Raw genomic sequence first — 20,210 nt, forward strand, 5'->3', positions numbered from 1 at the left:
GCGGCCCTGTATCGGTTCAGGCAGCGTCCTTCAGACTAGTTATTGTAACCCAGTTCTTTGGCATCATCTTGATACCCAAGCTCCCACAGGGTATTGCGATAAATGTCCAGAAACTCTTTGCCGGCGTCGGATTTCTGCGCTTCTTCATAAACCACTTTGTGACCAGCTGCGCGGGCCGTTGCAAGATCCTTATCGCTCCACGTGGTTACCGTTATGCCGGGCAGCGCTTTCCATTTTTCGCGGGCAATGATTTCGCTGTTATAAACCATCGCTGAAAGATAGCGGATACGATCACGCGCGGCGATAACGATATCTTTGTGTTCCTGGGAGAGGGCGTTCCAGTTTCGGGTATTCACGACCAGCGGAAAATATTCGCAGGTGCCATTCTGCAAGGCGGGATCCAGGACATGGGTGGCCACTTCATGAAAACCCATCCGCATGTTTTCATCCCAGAAGGTCCATTCCGCGGCCTCGATACTCTTCGTTTGCAGAGCGGTGTAAATATCCGGCGCGGACAGGGACACGGTTGTCGCTCCCAAAGCGCGATAGTACTGACCACCAATACCGGAAGAACGAATCCGCAACCCTTTAATCTTATCGATAGAATCAATGGGAACGACAGACATCAGTTGCTCATAAAGAGGGCTGACCATTGCATGCCCCAGATAGGTCATGCGATGTTTGGCATAAAGCTTTTCAAACCAGGGCTCGAGCTTTTCCACCAGGTAGGCCCCCTCTGCGTAAGTACTTAGAGGAGATCCGGGCTGGGTGGTAAAACTAAACAGGGGATCTTTTCCAGGCCAGTAAGCACTGTATACCATTCCAGCATTAACCAGACCATTCTGGATATTATCAAAGGTCTCAAACACCGGGAAGAGAACTCCGGCGGGATATACGGAAATAACAAACTCACCACCGGAAAGGGTTTTTACTGTTTCTGCGAACACCTCAGCAATGCGCTGCTGTTCGGTCCCGGGCATGGCGTGGGTAACGAGCCTCCAGTTAACTTTCGCAGCAAAAACCGTTTGCGCACCCGTTACCAAAAAAAATACCGACATTAAGATTACAAGCATTTTTTTCATTGCATCATTCCTTTCCAATAAAGTTTTCTTCTTTGTTTACGCTCCTGCGCTACTTTGAGTCATCACACAGATGGATATTTCCCGAACAATCCAACCTTATTTGCATCCCTCCCTTCCAGGTGGCAGAGGGCGTTGTTACACACCCCGAAAGGTTACAAGTTTAACAGATATTTCGGCAGCCACATGACGATATCCGGAAAAACAAAAATAAGGGCAACGCAGACCGCCTGCAAACACAGTAGCGGCAGACTTGCTTTGTATATTTCCACGATATCGATCTCCGCGGGCGTGCACCCTTTCAAATAAAAAAGACTGAACCCGAAGGGAGGCGAGATATAGGCACTTTGGAGAATGACGTTAATGACCAGACCAATCCACAGCGGTTCGAATCCCAGGTTGACAAGAATCGGTGCGATGATCGGCACCGCAAGAAAAATAACCGCGCCCGGCTCCAGAAACATACCCATCAGAAAGACAAAAACAGCCGCAACGACAAAAACCATATTGGCGCCGCCCGGCATGTTCATAGCGAACTCGGCAACCAATGCGTTGCCACCCAGACCGGAAAAAACCGAGCCGAAGGCGCTTGCACCGATCATCATCCAGCCAACCATTGCGGTTACACTCAAAGTCTCATAGGAGGCGGAATAAACGATTTTCCAGGTCAGGCGACGCTTGATCAACCCTACAAGCAAAGCACCGGCAGCCCCAAAGGCTGCAGCCTCCGTTGGACTTGCCATTCCCAAAAGAATCGAACCCAGGACAATAACAATCAAGAACGCCGGCAAAATAACACTCTTGAGCGAGATCAATTTCTCCAGCCAGCTGGCGCGCTCTTCTTCAGGTAGTGCAGGGGCAAAATCCGGGGAGATCAGGCCACGAATAACGACATAGATAATGTAAAGCGACGCCAGCAGGACCCCTGCTGAAATGCCGCCGGCAAACAAGCCGCCAATGGAAACCCCCGTCACCACACCATAAAGGATCATGTTAGTGCTCGGCGGAATCAACTGGCCCAGGGTCCCGCCGCCCAAAACGGAGCTAAGGGCACCCCTGCGGTTATAGCCGTGTTTCAGCATTTGCGGCAGTCCGATCAAACCAAGACCAATAACCCCGGCAGCAACAACTCCCGACACGGCACCCAATATGGCTCCGACCAGGATCGTGGCAATCGCCAGACCTCCTCGCAACGCTCCGGACCACTTGTAAAAGGTATCGTACAAGTCTTCAACAACATTGGTTTTTTGAAGGATGTAAGCCATAAAAATAAAAAGCGGGATGGCGATGATAACAAAATTGTTCATGGCCCCCCAGGTTGCAGAAACCACAATATTCAAGGCGCCCGGGCCCCACAAATAGTAGGAAAAGACGATTGCCACGGCAGCCAGCGAAAAGGCAATCGGAACACCCGCAACCAATAGAGGTACCAGGGCCAAGAACATGTAAAGTGGTGACATTTATGCGTCCTCCCCTGGCGCTACAGCTACACCGGAAAAAGGTGATGTACCTCTGATGTGCGCAATCATATCAATGCAGGCCTGAACAGCTATGAGCAAACAAGAAACGGGAATAATCCAGCGAAACCACCAAACAGGGGGATTAAAAGTTGTCTGCATGATAGAGCGCTCGCCGATCAGGGTCGCTTGCCAGGCGGCAGGAACACTGACATAGATCAGCACAATGGCAACGAACAAAACAACTGACTCGGAAAAAACCCCCTGGACCCGTTGCCACTGTGGCGGCAGATAGTGATTGATAATATCAACTGCCACGTGTTTTTTTTCCATATGACAATAAGCTGAACCGAGCATAAAAAAACTACCGAAAAAAAACAGAGACATTTCAAAAGTCCAGACAGGCGGGCTCTTGAAAAAGTATGATTTCAGGGCGCTATATACAATCATTGCAATCAGCGGCAGAATGAGCAGTGAAACAAGCCTTCCAAATGGTTTCATATGAACCTCGCAGGATGGGTTTAAAATTTCATGTCAGCCGACAAAACACCCAAGAATACTAGCAAATTTCTTGCCATAATTATTTTAATTGATAAAAGTTTCAGGACTTTAAACTTCGCTATAAATGTACCCATAAAACAGATAGCTAGCGTATTAACTCGTTAAGTCATTAAGCTTTAACACAAGAATACATGATTAAAAATCAAAGGGTAGTATGCGGGACTGCATATTGGAGATCTTCCTAAGTGGGCAAATCAGGTTAAACCATATTTTTTGAGTTTTCGCGCGACCGTTGATTGATTAACGCCGAGAGCTTGCGCCATTTCATGTTGATTTGCCATCAAATTTCTCGCATGCTCCAACATGCTCCGTTCAACCTGCTCGAGGGTCTGCTGGAGCGTCAAACCTGAAGGCAGACAGCCAACCGCCAGCGGCGATTCTGTTGCCTGGGTTTCAATTTGCCCGGGCAGATCAACAACATCAATTACATCAGTCTCTGCCATCACCACCAGACGCTCACAGATGTTCATCAGCTCGCGAACGTTGCCCGGAAAGGAATAACCACACAGGGCATCCAATGCCGCACGGGTCATGCGCTTTCTGATGCCACTGCGCTTGCCGAATTCTTCCAGATAATGATGAATCAGGGGGATGATGCACTCTGAGCGGTCGCGCAACGCCGGGATCTGGATGGGAATGACATTGAGACGATAATAAAGATCGAGACGGAACCGTCCCTGTTCGACCATTTCTTCCATATTCTGGTGAGTTGCGGCCAGCACCCGGACATCCAGCTTACGCCCTTTAGTGTCACCCAGGCGGGTAATCTTGCCGTCTTCAAGAAAACGCAGCAACTTGACCTGCGATCCGAGCGGCAACTCGGCGATTTCGTCAAGAAATAGAATTCCACCATCGGCGAGTTCAAACTGGCCGGGCTTACCGCTGGTCAGAGCACCGGTGAAAGCCCCTTTTTCGTAACCAAAGAGCTCTGCTTCGATAAGGGATTCCGGAATCGCCCCACAGTTGATTTTGATCAGTGGTTTCCCGGCACGCGCTGAATGGGTATGAATCAGCTGTGCAATCAATCCTTTTCCCACCCCGGACTCACCCAGGATAAACACCGATGAATTGGCCTTGGCAACCCGCATGGCCTGCTGCACGGCACGAATCATCTGCGGGCTGCGGGCAATAATCTGCTGGGTCTCAAGCTCAGCCTGCTGCATGGCAAGCATCTGGTCACGCAAACTGTCCTTGATCGCTTCCTGCTTTTCCAGTTCCCGCTGCAAGGCATCAATCTCGGTAACATCGCGCTCACTGACAACTACCCTGATCAATTCTGAGCGTTCATCAAATACCGGCGTTGCTATGGAAATCAGCTTATGACCGCCTTTATTCTGCAGCAGGCTGACCCGCTTTCCGCTGACGCTGGCCTCCAGGGCAGCTGAGCGATCAATAAAACCCTCATCGATCAGCGCTCGCATATTGCGGCCAACCACGGCATTAGCAGAAATTTTATGGATTTTTTCTGACGCCGGGTTCATGCGAATTACATTGGCCTGGGCATCACAAACAAAAAGGCCATCGGAGGAAGAATCGATAATGGTGTCGAGCTCACGTGACAGGGTATTGAAAGAGGGATGGCGGCGGGTCATGATGTCGAGCTGGCTACTATCGACCAGCACGCAGACTGCGCCGACAATTCTTTTCTTTTCCAGCAGCGGGTTGACTGCCACCAGATATTCATAACCACCCAGCTGCAGTGGAACCTCAGAACGACCCAAAGTACCGGCAAGGATTTTTTCAACATGCTCCCAGAAACCGGGATAATCCTGTTCCAACCTGACACCAGGGACAATCCCGAGAGATTGCCGCGCACGGCAGCTCACCAGGATGACCTGACCTGACGTATCTGTCACCAGGATATTTCTGTCGGTAGCATCGACGACGGATTGAGTATTTAGAATGGAGATGAAACTCTTCATGGGGCCATTATGCATAAATGCATCAACTATGCAACAAGGAATACAGTCCCAAACTTAATCAGCCGGCCCCGAAGATTAACTGACATGCTTCCGGGCTGAAACCTGATGGTTGCCAGCCGGAAACCCTGGATAGAGGCGATTCAGTTTCCCAATCGGAAACTAGATGGATTCCCAAAACTCTGCCGCCTCCTTCCAACGCAACGCCTCATCAATGTCCTGCGGCACCCCGGTGCCGGTCGAGTACATCACTCCGAGGCAATATTGAGCCCTGGTATGCCCCTGATCGGCGGCTTCGGTCAACCACTTCTTGCCCTCGAGAGGATCTTTTTTTACCCCTTTGCCGTTAAGGTACATCACCCCGAGGTTATATTGCGCATCAGCGTTGCCGGACCTGGCTGCTTCGCACCACCAGTGGTACGCCAGGGAAAGATCGGGGGCCACACCGATCCCCTTGGCCAGATGTTGCCCCAGTAACACCTGGGCGCGCTGATGACCGCGGGTAGCGGCCTGCTTGAGCAAAATCACGGCGGTCAGAGGATCACGCACCTCATCACTGCCACCACCCAGCAACTTTCCAAGATGATACAGAGCATCGAGATAGTTCTGTTCTGCCGCGCACTGCAACCATTTGCGCGCTTCACTGTCACTCTGCAGCACCCCGGTTCCCTTGGCGTACATCATCCCCAGATGAAACTGCGCTGTCGGCAATCCTTGCTCTGCTGCCTGACGCAGCCACTGACGAGCCTTGGAGTAGTTCTTTTTTACCCCTTTGCCAACCAGATACATATGTCCCAGGGTAAATTGCACTTTCGGGTTCCCCTGCTCTGCCGCCAGTGCCCACCAACGTCGCGCTTCGAGGAAATCCTTGGGAACGCCGTGCCCCTTTGCGTACATCAGGCCAAGGTTATACTGCGCATCAGAAAAACCCTGATCTGCAGCTTTACGCAGCCAGATCAGCGCCTGTCCATAATCCTGGTCAACTCCATGCCCCTTGATGTACGCCTGGCCAAGAGCATTCTGGGCGCGGGCGTACCCCAGTTCGGCAGCTTGATGGAAATAGCGCGCTGCTTCAGAAGCGTTTTCTGCCGTGCCCTGGCCCTGATCATACATCCGTCCCAACATAAATAATGCCCGCGGATACTGATGCTGAGCAGCAAGCTTGAACCATTTCATCGCCTCGACGTAAGATTTTGCCACCCCCTTGCCATACAGGTAGCTCATCCCCAGTCGATAGTGTGATTGTGCCAATCCGGTCATATCTCCCCCATCATCAAACGCAACAGACTACAACAGTTGCCAGGCTACCAGGAGACGACCCCCAAACAGCGCTGGAGTTTGTACTATACATGAAAAGCCGCCGGCGACTGAACCATCAAAAACAACCGCAGATAAATTGTTGACAGCACTATCATTAATATGATCAAATCTTATGATCACTCTCCCGCTGCCCTGAGGACATCCCATGACAACCCAGCATAAACAGGAAATTCTCCTTGAAGCCGGTACCAACGAGATGGAAATCATCGAGTTCTATCTCGGTACGCAACCTTTCGGTATCAATGTTCAGAAACTTAAAGAGATTATCCCTTTTGACCAAGAAGCGGTAACAACCATACCGGGTTGCGGCGCCGGCATGCTCGGCACCCTGTTATTACGCGGCAACACCATTCCGCTGATTGATCTGAAGGAACATCTCACTAAAAGAAGCAGCGCAACCAGTGTCGAACAGCGTCGCGTGGTTCTGGTCTGCGAATTCAATAACAGAATCAACGGCTTTAAGGTTGACGGTGTCAACCAGATCCACCGCATTTCATGGAATGACGTTCAGCCCATGGCCAACTTTATTGATCAGTTTCGCCCACGATTTACCGGCAGCGTCAACATCGATGGCCGTGAAATTCTGATCGTTGATTTAGAACACATTGTGACTGAGTTCGATCCGCAAGCCAACATGGATTATGAAATCGATTTGCGCCAGGACCTCCTTCAGGAACAACGTCCTCACACCCGCGAACAAATGAAACTGATGATGGCAGAAGACTCTTCCCTGATTCGCGCCGGCATTGAGCGCGTTCTTAAAAGCGCCGGCTACACCTCTCTTGAGGTTTTTGCTGATGGCCAGGCATGCCACGATCGCCTGCTGCAAATCAGACAGGAGGTCGACAATGGCAGCCTCCTGCGTGATCACCTGCAACTGCTGATCACCGACATTGAGATGCCCAAGATGGACGGCCTCACCCTGTGCAAAAAGGTCAAGAACGACCCCTTCCTCAAGGAGTTGAAGGTCATCCTTTTTTCATCCCTGATCAATGAACAGATGTCGGCAAAGTGCGACCTTGTTGGTGCCGATGGCTACGCTACCAAACCCCAGATCCCCTACCTGGTTGAAATGATCGATAGATTGCTGGACATCAGCAACTAAAATTCAGTTCACAATGGATACAACAAAGGCGGTAGATTAAATTCTACCGCCTTTGTTGTATCAGTACTCGTACTCTTCTTCTCAGGTTTGTACCACTACCGGGAACACCTTTCGGAGAGGGATGCTATTACCCGGCTCGTACTGTGGGTCAGTCGGCGCCGCGAACCGGGATCGCCAAGTCCGGGTTCGGGTGGAAGACCCGCTGTACCAGCCAGATCACCACGGTCAGCCCGATCCCGAGGATGTCGGTCATCAAACCACCCGAGATCATGAAGAGGGCCGCCAGAACCATGCCTAACCGGAGAAACCAGGCCGAGCGCTGCCCAAGGAACCAGCCCTGCACCCCCGCGGACAAGAGGAACACGCCGAACACCGCGGTCAAGCCCGTACGGCCGATATCGAGCCATGTGCCGTCCATCAGCAGCGCCGAGTTGTAGAAGAACATGAACGGGACGATAAATGCGGCGATGCCGATCTTGAAGCTGGCGAAGCTCGTCTCCATCGGATTGGCACCCGAGATGCCCGCCGCAGCGTAACTGGCCAGGGCCACAGGGGGCGTGATGGCCGAAAGCACCGCGAAGTAGAACACGAAGAAATGTGCGGTCAGCATCGGGATACCAAGCTGCACAAGGCCCGGTGCGACGACCGAGGCCGCGACCGCATAGGCCGCGGTGGTGGGCATACCCATGCCCAGCAGAATCGCGATGCACATGGCGAAGAACAGAGCCAGAAGCTGGCTGACCCCGGCCAGGTCCAGCAGCACCGCCGAGAACCGCGCGCCGACACCGGTCAGCGAGATGACGCCTACGATGATGCCTGCACAAGCACAGACCGCGATGATCTGGATCGACATGATTCCGGCCAGCTCGAAGGCCTTGAGGATCGACCGCAGGCCCATGCGGTGGGGTGTCAGCCATGACACTACCGCCGCAGCAACAGTCGCCAAAGTGCCGGCACGGATCACCGAATAGCCCATAAAGAGCGCGACAATCAGGATGATGATCGGGATGAACAGGTAAGCCTGACGCGCAAGTTTGGCGAACTTGGGCACTTCATCCTCGCTCATGCCGCGCATACCAAGCTTGGCCGCCTCGAAGTCGACCATGAAGTAGACCGACACAAAATAAAGCACTGCGGGAATGATCGCGGCGATGGCGATCTCCTGATAGGGGATGCCCGTGATCTCGGCCATGATAAAGGCCCCTGCTCCCATGATCGGCGGCATGATCTGCCCGCCCGTGGAGGCGGCCGCTTCGACCGCGCCCGCAGTGGTTGGTCGATAGCCCACCTTTTTCATCAGCGGAATGGTAAGCGAGCCGGTCGCCACCACATTGCCCGCCGAGGTGCCATTAATCATGCCCATCAGGCCCGAGGCGAAGATCGCCACCTTGGCCGGGCCGCCACGGGCACGTCCGGCGGCGGCAAAGGCGAAGTTCACGAAATAATCACCAACCCTGGAGGCCTGCAGGAAGGCCGCGAAGATGATGAATAGAATAATATAGGTCGAGGACACCGCCGTTGTCGGCCCCAGGATGCCCGCATCCGAATAGACATTGCCGAAGAAGCGCTGCCAGGTATAGGGGCTTTGCACGGCGAGGATGCCAGGCAGCAAATGCGCCACGAAGGTGTAGAGCAGGAAAATGCCGGTGATGATGACCAGCGCCAGACCGGCGACGCGGCGGGTCAGTTCAAGGATCAACGCCGACCCGGCGGTCGCGGCAAAAGCGACACCGATGGGAACAAAGGGTGTCCCGACCGAATTGCGCGCGGCGGTGCCGTAGATGGCGACCAGATAGACCGCAACCGCTATGCCGCAGACGGCAAGCAGGATGTCCGAGACCCGAAAACGATCCCGCGGGGCCTTTTCGAACCAGCCCAGGACGATCCCGCCCAGCGTCGCCACCATTAGAGGAACACCGAAATACCAGATTTCCTGTGTGTAAATGGGAGTCCCGGGAAAGGCGGGCCAGGTGATAAGGCCACCCATTTCAGGCAAACTGCCGGAGGCGATGGTGTGGGCGAACCAAAAGCCGCTACCCACCGCCAGCACCGCCGGCAAAAGCAGCAGCCAGGCGATCACGCCCCAGGGGCCACGCTTGGGGCTGTCGTCCTTTTCCGAGAACATCATCGCGTTATAGACAACGAAGCCCAGAGCCAGCGCGCCAGCGATGTGAACGATGCGGAAGTTCCAGGTCTCCATGGGGAATGACGGCAGAAACGGGACTTCGATCCCTGTATAGTACGAGATTGAAACACCGTTCAGCGCCGCCATGTGGAACATAGCATAGAGTGCGGCAAAGCTCGCGACGATATTCATCCGCCACCCGGTGAATATACGACGGTTTTTTTCGACCGGCTCTTCGTCGATCCCCTCTGCGATCACGGGCTCGTCCGCCGGTGTTGATTCCTGAACCATTGCCACCTCCATGGCAAAGCCGCCTTGGCCTTCGCGTCGGCGCTTCGTATCTAAAGTGAAAGCTGTATCTCCCCCATCACACCGTATCGACGGCGCGCGGGATGCAAGAAGCGGGGCGGCGCACAGCCTGTCGCGCCGCCCCCATAGGATTTACTTGCCGTAGATCATGCTGTCGGGAATGTCTGCGCCAGCGTTTTCCTTGAACCACTGGGCCGCACCGGGATGCCACTGAAGCACCTTGTTCTTGTCCCAGTTCTCGGGCAACGTGGAGCGCGCGGCACGGTGAATGTTCACCATCCGCGCGTTGTCGGACATCACCACATCGACGGCCGCGTTGACAAAGCTTGTCGGCAGGTCGCAGTTGGCGATGGCGAAGTTCCACATCGCTACCGAGCGCGCCGGAGCTTTCAGCGTGGTATAGGTGTTCGCCGGGATCTCGAAGGCAGAGACCGGGAAGGCGTTCATAATGGCGGCCTGCTCTTCCTCGGTGAACTCGATGATGTTCACATTGGTCTGCACCTCAAGCTGAGACACGGCCGGAACGGGGATGCCAGCGGCAAAGGCGATGACGTCAAGCAGACCATCCTGGAGCTGACCGCCAAGGTCGGACCAGCCGCCGTTACGACGGTCGAACTTCACACCAAGCGCTTCCATCATACGCGGGAAGTAGGTGTCCGATGTCGATCCCGCGGGACCAAAACCGATGCGGGCGCCATCCGGGATGTCCGAGATGGATTTGATGCCTGACGACGACAGCGCGGTCACCGAGAACGGGGTCTGATACATCGGGAACATCGCGCAGGACTTGTTCATTTGCAGACCGGGCGCGATCGGATTGGTGCCGGCCAACGATTCCGCGGCCGGACCCATCGTGGTCATGCCAAACTGCGCATCACCGGTATGTACCAGTGCCATGTTCTGCATCGGACCGCCGGTGACTTCGCCGCCGCCGGACACGCCCAGCTCTTTGGCGACAAGATTCGCCCAGCCCGAGCCATAAGCGAAAAAGGTGCCGCCCTGCGACGCTGTCCCCACGGTAAAGCTTGAGGGCCAGTCGCTGCGGTCCATGTGGCCATCGGCACTGACTGGCGCGGGGACAGCGCAGACCGCAAGCACCACGGTCGTGACAAACATTGACACGGTTAAACCTGCCGCAAATTTCTTGAATCGTGACATACTTTTTTCCTCCTTGCACTGGTTTTAGAACGCAATTTAAAATTGACGTCCTGTCGCTAAGCAATCCAGGTGCCAGTTCGCTATTGCTCCTGGATTTAAGTTTTGAAAGTGTAGTAGAGGCGGCTTTGCATTGCAATCAATTTATTTTCCGGCCACACCAAACTACCTGTTATTTGGCTTATATTGGCCATCATCGGCAACTTTTCGCCACTTTTTCGGGGCCACTCTCTACACCGATAAAACAGGATTATGCGTTACCACTCAGAACGCAAAGTGAACCGGCTCGCCCCTGAAGATCTGATCAACTATTGACCTCATAACCCCTCATTGTGTGAATCTCAGCGACTCATAAAAAATAATAGCTTTTCTGCTTGCATTGGCCCGCCCGATCATGCTAGGGTCCTCCACAACTTAACACGTTTGTGGATTATTCTTTTCGCCCGACAACAGTTGTCATACGGATCAGAACACGCAGACCTTCAGTAAGGATGCGTGTTTTTTATTGGCGGAAATAATAAGGACACGAACACTATAAAGTTCCCGCGAAGGAACATGGAGAGAAAAAATGGCAGAAGGTACAGTAAAGTGGTTTAACGATTCTAAGGGTTTTGGCTTCATCGAGCAGGATAACGGACCGGACGTGTTCGTTCACTTCTCACAGATCCAGGGCGACGGTTTCAAGTCTCTTGCCGAAGGTGATCGCGTTCGTTTTGACGTGACCCAAGGCCAGAAGGGCCCTCAATCGGCCAACGTGCAAAGAATCTGATTCACATTTGCATCCGCCAAAAGGCCCCGTTTACGGGGCCTTTTTTTTGCCCAGCTTCTGCTCGGCCACGCCCCACTCCCTGATTTTAACAAAAACCCTTCACCCTGACATGTAGGTTCACAATCAAAAAACTCCGCAGACCTCCCCAGTCACCACAAAAAAGGGGTATATTAACAGGTCATAAGAGATTAGCATCATGCAAATCCATCGGCTTTCGCACAAGTCGCAGCCTCACTTTTTACTCGACCGTAACAGGATCAGACCATTGGCTTCATTAGACTTCGAACTGGAAAAGAAACTCTTTCGAGAATTTTACGCACAAAACCGCTGTACCCTTGAAAACATCAAAAACCACTACATCAGCACGATTGAAACACTGATCAATCAGTCAGACCTGGGCGAAGTGACCAAGATTGAAGGTCGCATCAAGGACCAGGACGAATGCATTAAAAAGTTTCAACGCAAATATCAGGGGAGACTTGAAACCGAGGGTCGCGCCTATGCCATCAAGGACTACCTGAGTGATCTGATTGGCATTCGCATTGTCTGCCTCTATGAGGATCAGGTCGCCCTGGTATCCGGAACCCTCAAGGAACATTTCAGCATTATCGACGTCACCGACAAGATTGCTGCCATGGAAGGCACCGAAGACCTTTTTGGCTACAAGGGCCTCCACATGGATCTGGCGCCCGGCACGGTAACTCTCCATCGTGATGACATTGCCAACTGTCCGTTTGAAGTGCAGATTCGCTCGCTGATCCAGGATACCTGGAGCGTTCTGGACCACAAGATCAAATACAAAAAATCGATCCCCAACAACCTCAAGCGCCGTATCAATGTTCTCTCAGCACTGTTTGAACTGGCCGACCGCGAATTCAAGGAAATCCGCAACGCTACCAGCGAACTGATGGAAGCAGCGACAGCAGCACCGTTAAGCGACAGCCCGACCAGTGACGGGGAAATGGAAGACACCCAATCCGTCAACGGCAGAGCCATCAACGCTTTCAACTTTCTACGGGTTGCCGGACATTTTTTCAGGGATTTTGAATTTCAGGACTACAAGGTTGATAACTTTGTCCAGGACATCCTCTCCCTGGATCATCGCTTCAAACGCTCTGATTTGCACCAGGCCCTGGTCAACAACCTTAAAACGGTCAAGGAGTATCGCAACCTCTTTCTTGCCGGCAATCCGGACAGCACCTTCAGCCCCTACACCATTGTCCGTCACTGCCTCTACCTGCACGACCGTAAAATCTTTGAACGCATCCTCTCGCAGGGGCCACGCGAGCGGTTCAACCGCTGGCTGCGCAGCAGAGACAACGAGGAAAAATAGTTTTTTTGCAATACTCCATACTATTGAATAGCGGGATAGACAAAAAAAGAGGCCGCCGAATCGCCTGATTCAGTGGCCTCTTGTTTTTTTTTGGTTGCGGGAGAGGGATTTGAACCCCCGACCTTCGGGTTATGAGCCCGACGAGCTACCAGACTGCTCCATCCCGCGTCAGAATTTGACACCCTATTCCCGATGACGGGAGCTGTCAACCTTTTTCTTGACATCCTTGACTTTTCATCCCCATAGTTGCCCCCCGATCTCCTTCACCCCGGACCCACAGACCGGCTCAGGCCCGTCCCCTGGAGCACAATAATGCAGGCAACCATCGACCTGGAAGCAGCACTTGAGTACCGCCATCAGCAGGCGCTACTGGTTGATGTTCGCTCCCCGGCAGAATATTCCGAAGCAAGTATCCCCGGCGCTGTCAATGTCCCCCTGTTCAGCAACGTAGAGCGTGCCGAGATCGGCACCCTTTACAAGCAGCAAGGGAAAACCATTGCCCGGCGGCGCGGCGTTGCCATCGCCGCGCCCAAGATTCCAGATTTTATCGCGCAAATAGAATCAGCCCGAGGCATTTCGACCCTGCCGGTAATTATTTTCTGCTGGCGTGGCGGCATGCGCTCCCTGGCCATGACCAGCTTCCTGAATCTGGCAGGAATTCCCGCGCGTCAACTCATCGGTGGCCACAAGGCCTTTCGCCGCATGGTCTGTAACTATTTTGACGAATACCTGTGGCCAAGAATCTACGTGCTACGTGGTCTGACCGGTATCGGCAAGACCCGTATCCTGCAAAAGCTCGAAGAACAGGGGCAGCCGGCTATCGATCTGGAAAAAATCGCCAATCACCGTGGCAGCGCCTTTGGCGGTCTGGGATTGGGTGAACAGCCCGGTCAAAAACAATTCGAAGCACGCCTCTGGGACCGACTTGACGCATTGCGCAACTGCCCTTACCTCATTACCGAAGGCGAGAGTCGCCATATCGGCCGCCGCGCCGTCCCGCCGCGTTTTCATCAGGCGATGCAGCAACAACCCAGTCTCTGGCTCACCACCTCAATGGCACTGCGGACCGAGGTTATCCTTGCCGACTATCCCGAACTGGAACAACTCCATCCAGCGATTGCGCGCGCGCTCAACTCCCTGCGCGAGCGCCTCGGCAACAGCAACGTCGACCAACTCCAGCAATTGCTCGACGCTGAGAACTGGCATCTGCTGATAGCCAGACTGATGCAGGACTACTACGATCCCCTCTATCTTCACACCAAACCCCAGCACCACCTGGAAATCTGTTATGATTCTCTGGAGCAAGGAGTGGCAGCGGTCTTGGACACCATCAAGCAACTGGAAGAGGTCCATGGACTATCGTCTTTTTAGTCAGGCAAACCGTCCGCCAGCCCTTTTTTCAGCTATAGTGATCAACAATCGCTAACCGTACGGAGCAGCTATCATGAAGATTCTGGTCAAAAAAACGAGCGCCACGACGACCACCCCCTGCCTTATTTTCTTTACGCCGGAAGGAAGAACCAGCCCCCAACTGCTCACCCAGCTGAATGACCATTTTCGCAAACTGGTATCCGCAGCCCAGCGCAACCATGAATTTCGTGGGCGCCACGCAGAAACCCTTCTGCTTCACACCGCCGATAACAAAGGCCCCAGCCGAATCTTGCTGGTGGGGATTGGCAAAGCGGGCGACGCTTCCCTGGATAAATTACGCCAGGCTGCCAGCAGCGCGGTGACCGTACTTAAGGAAAAAAACATTAACAGGGCCACTGTCAGCTATACCGACCTGGCCATTCATAAAGCCACAATCGATCAACAATCACAGGCCATTACCGAAGGAATACTGCTCGCCAACTACCGGTATCAACGCTACCAAAGCCCCGCCCCCGACACCGCAAAAGCGCTGGAACAGATTGTCCTGCTGGCCGCCGATGCTAAAAGCCTCCCCCTGCTGCAGCGCGGTGCCAACCGAGCTCAAGCTATCTGTGCCGGCGTTCACCTGGCGCGCGACCTGGTGAACGCCCCCGGCAACCTGAAATCGCCTGAATTTCTTGCCATGCAGGCGGTGGCCATGGCTGAAAAAAACGGCATCAAAGCCCATTTACTCGATCAGGCGCGACTTCAACAGCTTGGCTGCGGTGCGCTGCTCGGTGTTGCCCAGGGAAGTTCACGCCCCCCCTATCTGATCGTGCTTGAGTATTCCGGTGACCCAAAAGGCGGTGCTCCGTTGGCATTGGTCGGCAAAGGGGTCACCTTTGATACCGGCGGGATCTCCCTTAAACCCGCAGACAAGATGGATGAGATGAAGATGGACATGGGCGGTGCGGCAACCGTTATCGGCACCATGCTGGCCGCCGCCCGTCTGGAACTGCCCATCAACCTGGTTGCGGTGGTCCCGGCGGTGGAAAACATGCCATCCGGCAACGCCATCCGCCCTGGTGACATTCTAACATCCCTGTCGGGCAAAACAATTGAAGTTCTTAATACCGATGCCGAAGGACGCCTCATTCTTGCTGATGCCCTGACCTACGTCGAACGCTATAAACCCCGGGCGGTCATTGATCTGGCCACCCTGACCGGTGCCTGCATCATCGCCCTCGGCAATCAGGCAGCGGCAATCCTCGGCAACGATGACAAACTGATCGAAAAATTGCTGAAAGCCGGGCAGCGCAGTGGCGAACGCCTGTGGCAACTCCCTTTGTGGGAAGAATACGCCAGCCAGATCAAGAGCGATTTTGCCGATGTAAAAAACACCGGTGGTCGCCCGGCCGGCACCATCACCGCTGCCGCTTTCCTGCAGAAATTTGCCGACCAGTATAACTGGGCCCATCTGGATATTGCCGGTATGGCCTGGGAGGACAAAGGCAAAGCCGGCATCCCCCGTGGCGGCAGCGGCTTCGGTGTCCGCCTGCTCATCGACTACCTGCTTGCCGAAACCAGTGTGGCCTGACCAGCGCAAAGGATCAGCAATGAAACCCTTGTCCGCCAGCTTTAAAACCGTCACCTCCCTGTTTCGCACACCGCCTAAACAGATCGGCCTGCCCCCAGGCACCCTGATCCATGTTGGTACGCGGGAAATGGAGCATCCGCTTCTGACCCGCACCGATTTCAGCGCAGTCGACTATCAGCAGCGCTCCGCCGCCTCTCTTGCCGACTGTCGCCCACCGACACCGGCAGGCGGCGTCAGCTGGATACACCTGGAGGGCCTGCATGATGTCACCCTGGTCAACGAACTCGGTAATCTGGTAGAGCTTCACCCCCTCGCCCAGGAAGATATTCTCAACACCCACCACCAACCCAAGTATGAAGAGTACAACAACACGATTCTGATCATCCTCAAGCTCCTTAAGATCGACACCGTAGACACCGAGCAGCTCCAGATCCGCGCCGAACAGTTCTGTCTGGTGCTGGCAACCGGACGTCTGCTCACCTTTCGTGAACAACCCGGTGATCTTTTCAGCATGGTGCACCAGCGCCTGGCCGCGACCAACTCCAAGTTTCGTGAACGCGGCGCTGACTATCTTGCTTATGCGCTGATGGATACCGCCTTCGACAGCTACTACCACGTACTGGAAACCATCGGAGAACGCCTTGATCTGATTGAGGCCGAACTGATTAATCGTCCCAGCCGCGACTTGTTGCAACAGATCCACCAGATCCGTGGTCAATTGTCGTTTGTACGCAAGACCGTTTCCCCTATTCGCGACCTGACCCGGGTTCTGATTCACAGCGAGTCCCCGTTGATTGATGAGCGCACCCACCTTTATCTACGCGACCTTCATGACCACATCCTCCATATTCTGGCCAACCTCGACAATTACCGGGATACCGCCAAAGGGCTCATTGAGCTCTCCCTCTCGAGCATGAGCCACCGCACCAACGAGGTGATGCAGGTCTTGACTGTCATTGCTTCCATCTTCATTCCCCTGACCTTTATTGCCGGGGTTTACGGCATGAATTTCGCCATCATGCCGGAGCTTAAGTGGCGCCTTGGGTACCCCTTTGCGCTGCTGCTGATGGCGGCCTGTGCGGTTGCGATGCTCTGGTATTTTAAACGCAAAAAGTGGTTCTAATCTGCCCTTGCACTGCCATTTGTCAAGCGGCGACAACTTGACACAGCAGTGAAACTGTTGCTAGATTGCCGCGTTCGGCTAACCGAATACAGCGGTGCCGCTGCCCTTAACAAAGGAAATTTTCCAGACACCTTTGCGGAGCTTTAGTTCATGCGCTTTTCCGATCCACCACAAGATTCCGACCTCCCCAAAGGGGTCCGTGACTTTCTCCCCTTAAAAGCCGCCAAACTCGAATTCCTGCAACAGCAGCTGCGCAAGGTCTATTCCGCCTGGGGATTTCACCCGGTCATTCCGCCGCAACTCGAATTTCTCGACGTACTGGAACGCGGCCTTGGCGAAGGATTACGCGACCGCGCTTTTCGTTTCGATGATCGTCAGAGCAACCGCCTCCTTGCTTTTCCACCGGACATGACCGCCCAGATCGCCCGTATTGCTGCCACTCGCATGAGCCAGATGCTGCTACCATTACGGCTGTGCTACAATGGCAGGGTCCTGCGCCATACCGAACAACAGGCCGGTAAAGATCGCGATATATTTCAGTCCGGCGTTGAGCTGATCGGGCTGGATAGCCCCGAAGCTGACGCCGAAATGATCGCCATGACCATTGAAGCGCTGAGCGCCGTTGGTGCCGACCGCTTTACCGTTGATATCGGCCAGATGGAGTTTTTCCGTGGTGTCATGGACGGACTCCCTGTTGATCGTCACAAAGCCGAGCAAGTAGCCGATGCCATCCTGCGCAAAGACAGTTCCGAACTTGACCTGCTCCTCGAAAACACCAGCATTAGTGACCGCTCACGAGCCGAGATCCTGGCCCTGCCGCGACTTTTCGGCGGCCGCGAGGTCCTTGAGCGCGCCGAACAATCGGTCAGCAACGATCGTTCCCGCCGCGCCCTGGATAATCTGGCAGACATCCTCGACGTTCTTGAAACCTACGGGGTCAGCGAACATGTGACCATCGACCTAGGCGAACTGCGTGGCCTGAACTATCATACCGGCATGACCTTCCAGGGTTTTCTGCCCGGACTTGGACGCAGCATCTGCAGCGGTGGTCGCTATAACACCCTGATGGCTCAGTATGGCCTCGATACGCCGGCAACCGGCTTCACCTTCAGTCTGCTCCATCTGCTCTTTGCCCTTGATGCAAACCTCGATGAGACCATTGCGCCCGGCACCGACCTGCTGGTGTACTCTACCGGCGACAACCTGCGCGCAGCCCAGAAACTCGCACGGCTGTTACGCCAACGCGGTTATTCAGTAGCGCGAGACATTATCAAACGCCAGATTGACGAAACCCTTGTTTATGCACGCCAGATGAATTACCGTTACGTGGCGGTTATCGCTACCGAAGATCTCGACATCGAGCTGATCTCGCTGGCCGACTCAAGCCGCAGGCGCATCAACTGGCTACAGATTCAACACCCGGACTTCACTTTGTTTTGATTTTACCCATTGCCGGCAGCACCAACGCACCGGCACAACAGGAGCGAGCAGGAACCTATGGCCAACATAATTATCGTCGGTGCCCAGTGGGGTGACGAAGGCAAAGGCAAAGTTGTCGACATCTACACTGAATTCGTCCAGAATGTCGTACGCTTTCAGGGCGGCAACAATGCCGGGCACACCCTGGTGGTCGGTGACGAAAAAACCGTTCTCCACCTGATCCCCTCCGGCATCCTGCATCAAGGAAAACGCTGCATCATTGGCAACGGCGTGGTTCTTGATCCCAAGGTCTTTCTTGAGGAGATCGACAAGCTCAAGAAACGTGGTTACCTGCAGGATGATCAGCAATTGCTGGTCGATGGCGCAGTCAACATCATTATGCCGTACCACAAGAAGATCGACATTGCCCGCGAAGTCAAATCCGGCGCCAAGAAAATCGGCACCACCGGGCGCGGTATCGGCCCCACCTATGAAGACAAGGTCGGACGCCGTGGGATCCGCTTTGCTGACCTGCTCAAGCCTGAGACCTTTCGGCGCAAACTCAAAGAGGTCCTGCCGGAGAAAAACTTCTTTCTTGAGCATTATCTCGGCGAAGAGCCCCTGAATGAAGAGGCCATCGTTGAAGAATACCTTGGCTATGCCGAGCGCCTGCGGGTTTATCTCGGCCGCGCCTCGACGACCCTCAGCCAGGCCATCAACAATGGTGAAAATATCTTGTTTGAAGGAGCGCAAGGCAGCCTGCTCGACATTGACCACGGCACCTACCCTTACGTCACCTCCTCCTCGACCATTGCCGCAGGTGCCTGCACCGGTACCGGTCTCGGACCGAAGGTTATTGACGAAATCATCGGCATCTCCAAAGCCTATGTTACCCGGGTTGGCGAGGGCCCCTTCCCGACTGAGCTCAACGATGAAATGGGGAAAACCCTGCGCGCTGCCGGCAACGAATTTGGTGCCACCACCGGTCGCCCACGCCGCACCGGCTGGCTCGATATTGTCGCCCTGCGTGAAGCGGTCCGTACCAATGGCCTGACCGGCATCGCCCTGACCAAGATGGACGTACTGAGTGAACTGGACACCATCAAGGTCTGTACCTCCTATCGTCACGGCGAACAGATTATCGAAGAATTTCCCCAGGATCTCGATGTCTTAAGCGCCTGTACGCCGATCTATGAAGAGATTCCCGGCTGGCAATCCGACATCAGCGAGCTGAAAAAATATGATGATCTGCCCCGGCAGGTTCGCGACTATGTTCGCAAGATCGAAAAGTGGACAAGCTGTCCGGTCGTTCTGGTATCGGTCGGCCCGCGCCGCGATCAGACCCTGCAGCGCAGCAACCCGTTCATAAAAAAGTCGTGAAAAAAGGTTGACGCTCTGCAGTGATTCACGTATAAAAGCTTTCCGTTGCTACGGGCCGGTAGCTCAGTTGGTAGAGCATCTGACTTTTAATCAGATGGTCACTGGTTCGATCCCAGTCCGGCTCACCACACAAAAAGTACCACCTGCGGGGTCATTTCCCGCAGGGGCTTGAGTTTCAAGTCCCTATCGTCTAGCCTGGCCCAGGACAC

The 20,210-nt window shown here is 54.2% G+C and carries 15 protein-coding genes and 2 tRNA genes; 9 read left to right on the top strand and 8 right to left on the bottom strand.

Annotation, left to right across the window (positions count from 1 at the left end; all coding sequences use genetic code 11):
* Positions 1–35: 35 nt before the first annotated feature.
* From AC1931_RS11610 to AC1931_RS11630, 5 genes are all read right to left on the bottom strand, one after another.
* A complete protein-coding gene (locus AC1931_RS11610; RefSeq protein WP_483877432.1) occupies positions 36–1,082 on the bottom strand; it encodes a TRAP transporter substrate-binding protein in 1,047 nt (348 codons plus the stop codon).
* A gap of 152 nt (positions 1,083–1,234) precedes the next feature.
* On the bottom strand, positions 1,235–2,539 hold the full coding sequence (locus AC1931_RS11615; protein ID WP_483877433.1) for a TRAP transporter large permease: 1,305 nt from the start codon (positions 2,537–2,539) through the stop codon (positions 1,235–1,237).
* A complete protein-coding gene (locus AC1931_RS11620; RefSeq protein WP_483877434.1) occupies positions 2,540–3,037 on the bottom strand; it encodes a TRAP transporter small permease subunit in 498 nt (165 codons plus the stop codon).
* Between the two features lie 254 nt (positions 3,038–3,291).
* Positions 3,292–5,019, bottom strand: coding sequence for a sigma-54 interaction domain-containing protein (locus AC1931_RS11625; RefSeq protein ID WP_483877435.1), 1,728 nt, complete (start codon positions 5,017–5,019; stop codon positions 3,292–3,294).
* 159 nt (positions 5,020–5,178) lie between these two features.
* Positions 5,179–6,276 (bottom strand): SEL1-like repeat protein, encoded by a 1,098-nt coding sequence (locus AC1931_RS11630; protein WP_483877436.1) that lies wholly within the window; start codon positions 6,274–6,276, stop codon positions 5,179–5,181.
* Positions 6,277–6,481: 205 nt separating this feature from the next.
* On the opposite strand from AC1931_RS11630, the gene AC1931_RS11635 reads away from it, so the two are divergent.
* Complete coding sequence (locus tag AC1931_RS11635) at positions 6,482–7,441, top strand: chemotaxis protein (RefSeq protein WP_483877437.1); 960 nt, start codon at positions 6,482–6,484, stop codon at positions 7,439–7,441.
* Between the two features lie 148 nt (positions 7,442–7,589).
* Here AC1931_RS11635 and AC1931_RS11640 read toward each other — a convergent pair whose 3' ends face one another.
* Positions 7,590–9,869: a TRAP transporter permease gene (locus AC1931_RS11640; RefSeq protein ID WP_483877438.1), complete on the bottom strand. Its 2,280-nt coding sequence runs from the start codon at positions 9,867–9,869 to the stop codon at positions 7,590–7,592.
* Positions 9,870–10,007: 138 nt separating this feature from the next.
* Entirely contained in the window at positions 10,008–11,033 is a 1,026-nt protein-coding gene (locus tag AC1931_RS11645) for a TAXI family TRAP transporter solute-binding subunit (protein ID WP_483877439.1), read from the bottom strand.
* A gap of 565 nt (positions 11,034–11,598) precedes the next feature.
* On the opposite strand from AC1931_RS11645, the gene AC1931_RS11650 reads away from it, so the two are divergent.
* Together AC1931_RS11650 and AC1931_RS11655 are read left to right on the top strand one after the other, a co-directional pair.
* Positions 11,599–11,799, top strand: coding sequence for a cold-shock protein (locus AC1931_RS11650; protein WP_191155327.1), 201 nt, complete (start codon positions 11,599–11,601; stop codon positions 11,797–11,799).
* Between the two features lie 265 nt (positions 11,800–12,064).
* Positions 12,065–13,132, top strand: coding sequence for a GTP pyrophosphokinase (locus tag AC1931_RS11655; RefSeq protein WP_483877440.1), 1,068 nt, complete (start codon positions 12,065–12,067; stop codon positions 13,130–13,132).
* Between the two features lie 91 nt (positions 13,133–13,223).
* On the opposite strand, the gene AC1931_RS11660 is transcribed toward AC1931_RS11655, so the two are convergent.
* Positions 13,224–13,300 (bottom strand) — tRNA-Met (locus AC1931_RS11660).
* A gap of 144 nt (positions 13,301–13,444) precedes the next feature.
* Here AC1931_RS11660 and mnmH point away from each other — a divergent pair.
* The 6 genes from mnmH to AC1931_RS11690 all read left to right on the top strand — a co-directional run bounded on the left by mnmH (position 13,445) and on the right by AC1931_RS11690 (position 20,129).
* The gene (gene mnmH, locus AC1931_RS11665) at positions 13,445–14,503 is read left to right on the top strand and encodes a tRNA 2-selenouridine(34) synthase MnmH (protein ID WP_483877441.1); all 1,059 of its coding nucleotides are present in this window, start codon (positions 13,445–13,447) and stop codon (positions 14,501–14,503) included.
* Between the two features lie 73 nt (positions 14,504–14,576).
* Positions 14,577–16,079: a leucyl aminopeptidase gene (locus AC1931_RS11670; protein ID WP_483877442.1), complete on the top strand. Its 1,503-nt coding sequence runs from the start codon at positions 14,577–14,579 to the stop codon at positions 16,077–16,079.
* A 19-nt stretch (positions 16,080–16,098) separates the two neighbouring features.
* Positions 16,099–17,202, top strand: coding sequence for a magnesium/cobalt transporter CorA (gene corA / locus AC1931_RS11675; RefSeq protein ID WP_483877443.1), 1,104 nt, complete (start codon positions 16,099–16,101; stop codon positions 17,200–17,202).
* A gap of 150 nt (positions 17,203–17,352) precedes the next feature.
* Complete coding sequence (gene hisZ, locus AC1931_RS11680) at positions 17,353–18,642, top strand: ATP phosphoribosyltransferase regulatory subunit (protein ID WP_483877444.1); 1,290 nt, start codon at positions 17,353–17,355, stop codon at positions 18,640–18,642.
* A gap of 57 nt (positions 18,643–18,699) precedes the next feature.
* On the top strand, positions 18,700–20,001 hold the full coding sequence (locus tag AC1931_RS11685) for an adenylosuccinate synthase (RefSeq protein WP_483877445.1): 1,302 nt from the start codon (positions 18,700–18,702) through the stop codon (positions 19,999–20,001).
* 52 nt (positions 20,002–20,053) lie between these two features.
* Positions 20,054–20,129 (top strand) — tRNA-Lys (locus tag AC1931_RS11690).
* The last annotated feature ends 81 nt before the right edge of the window (positions 20,130–20,210 follow it).

This window comes from Pelovirga sp. C15f, from assembly GCF_057178085.1.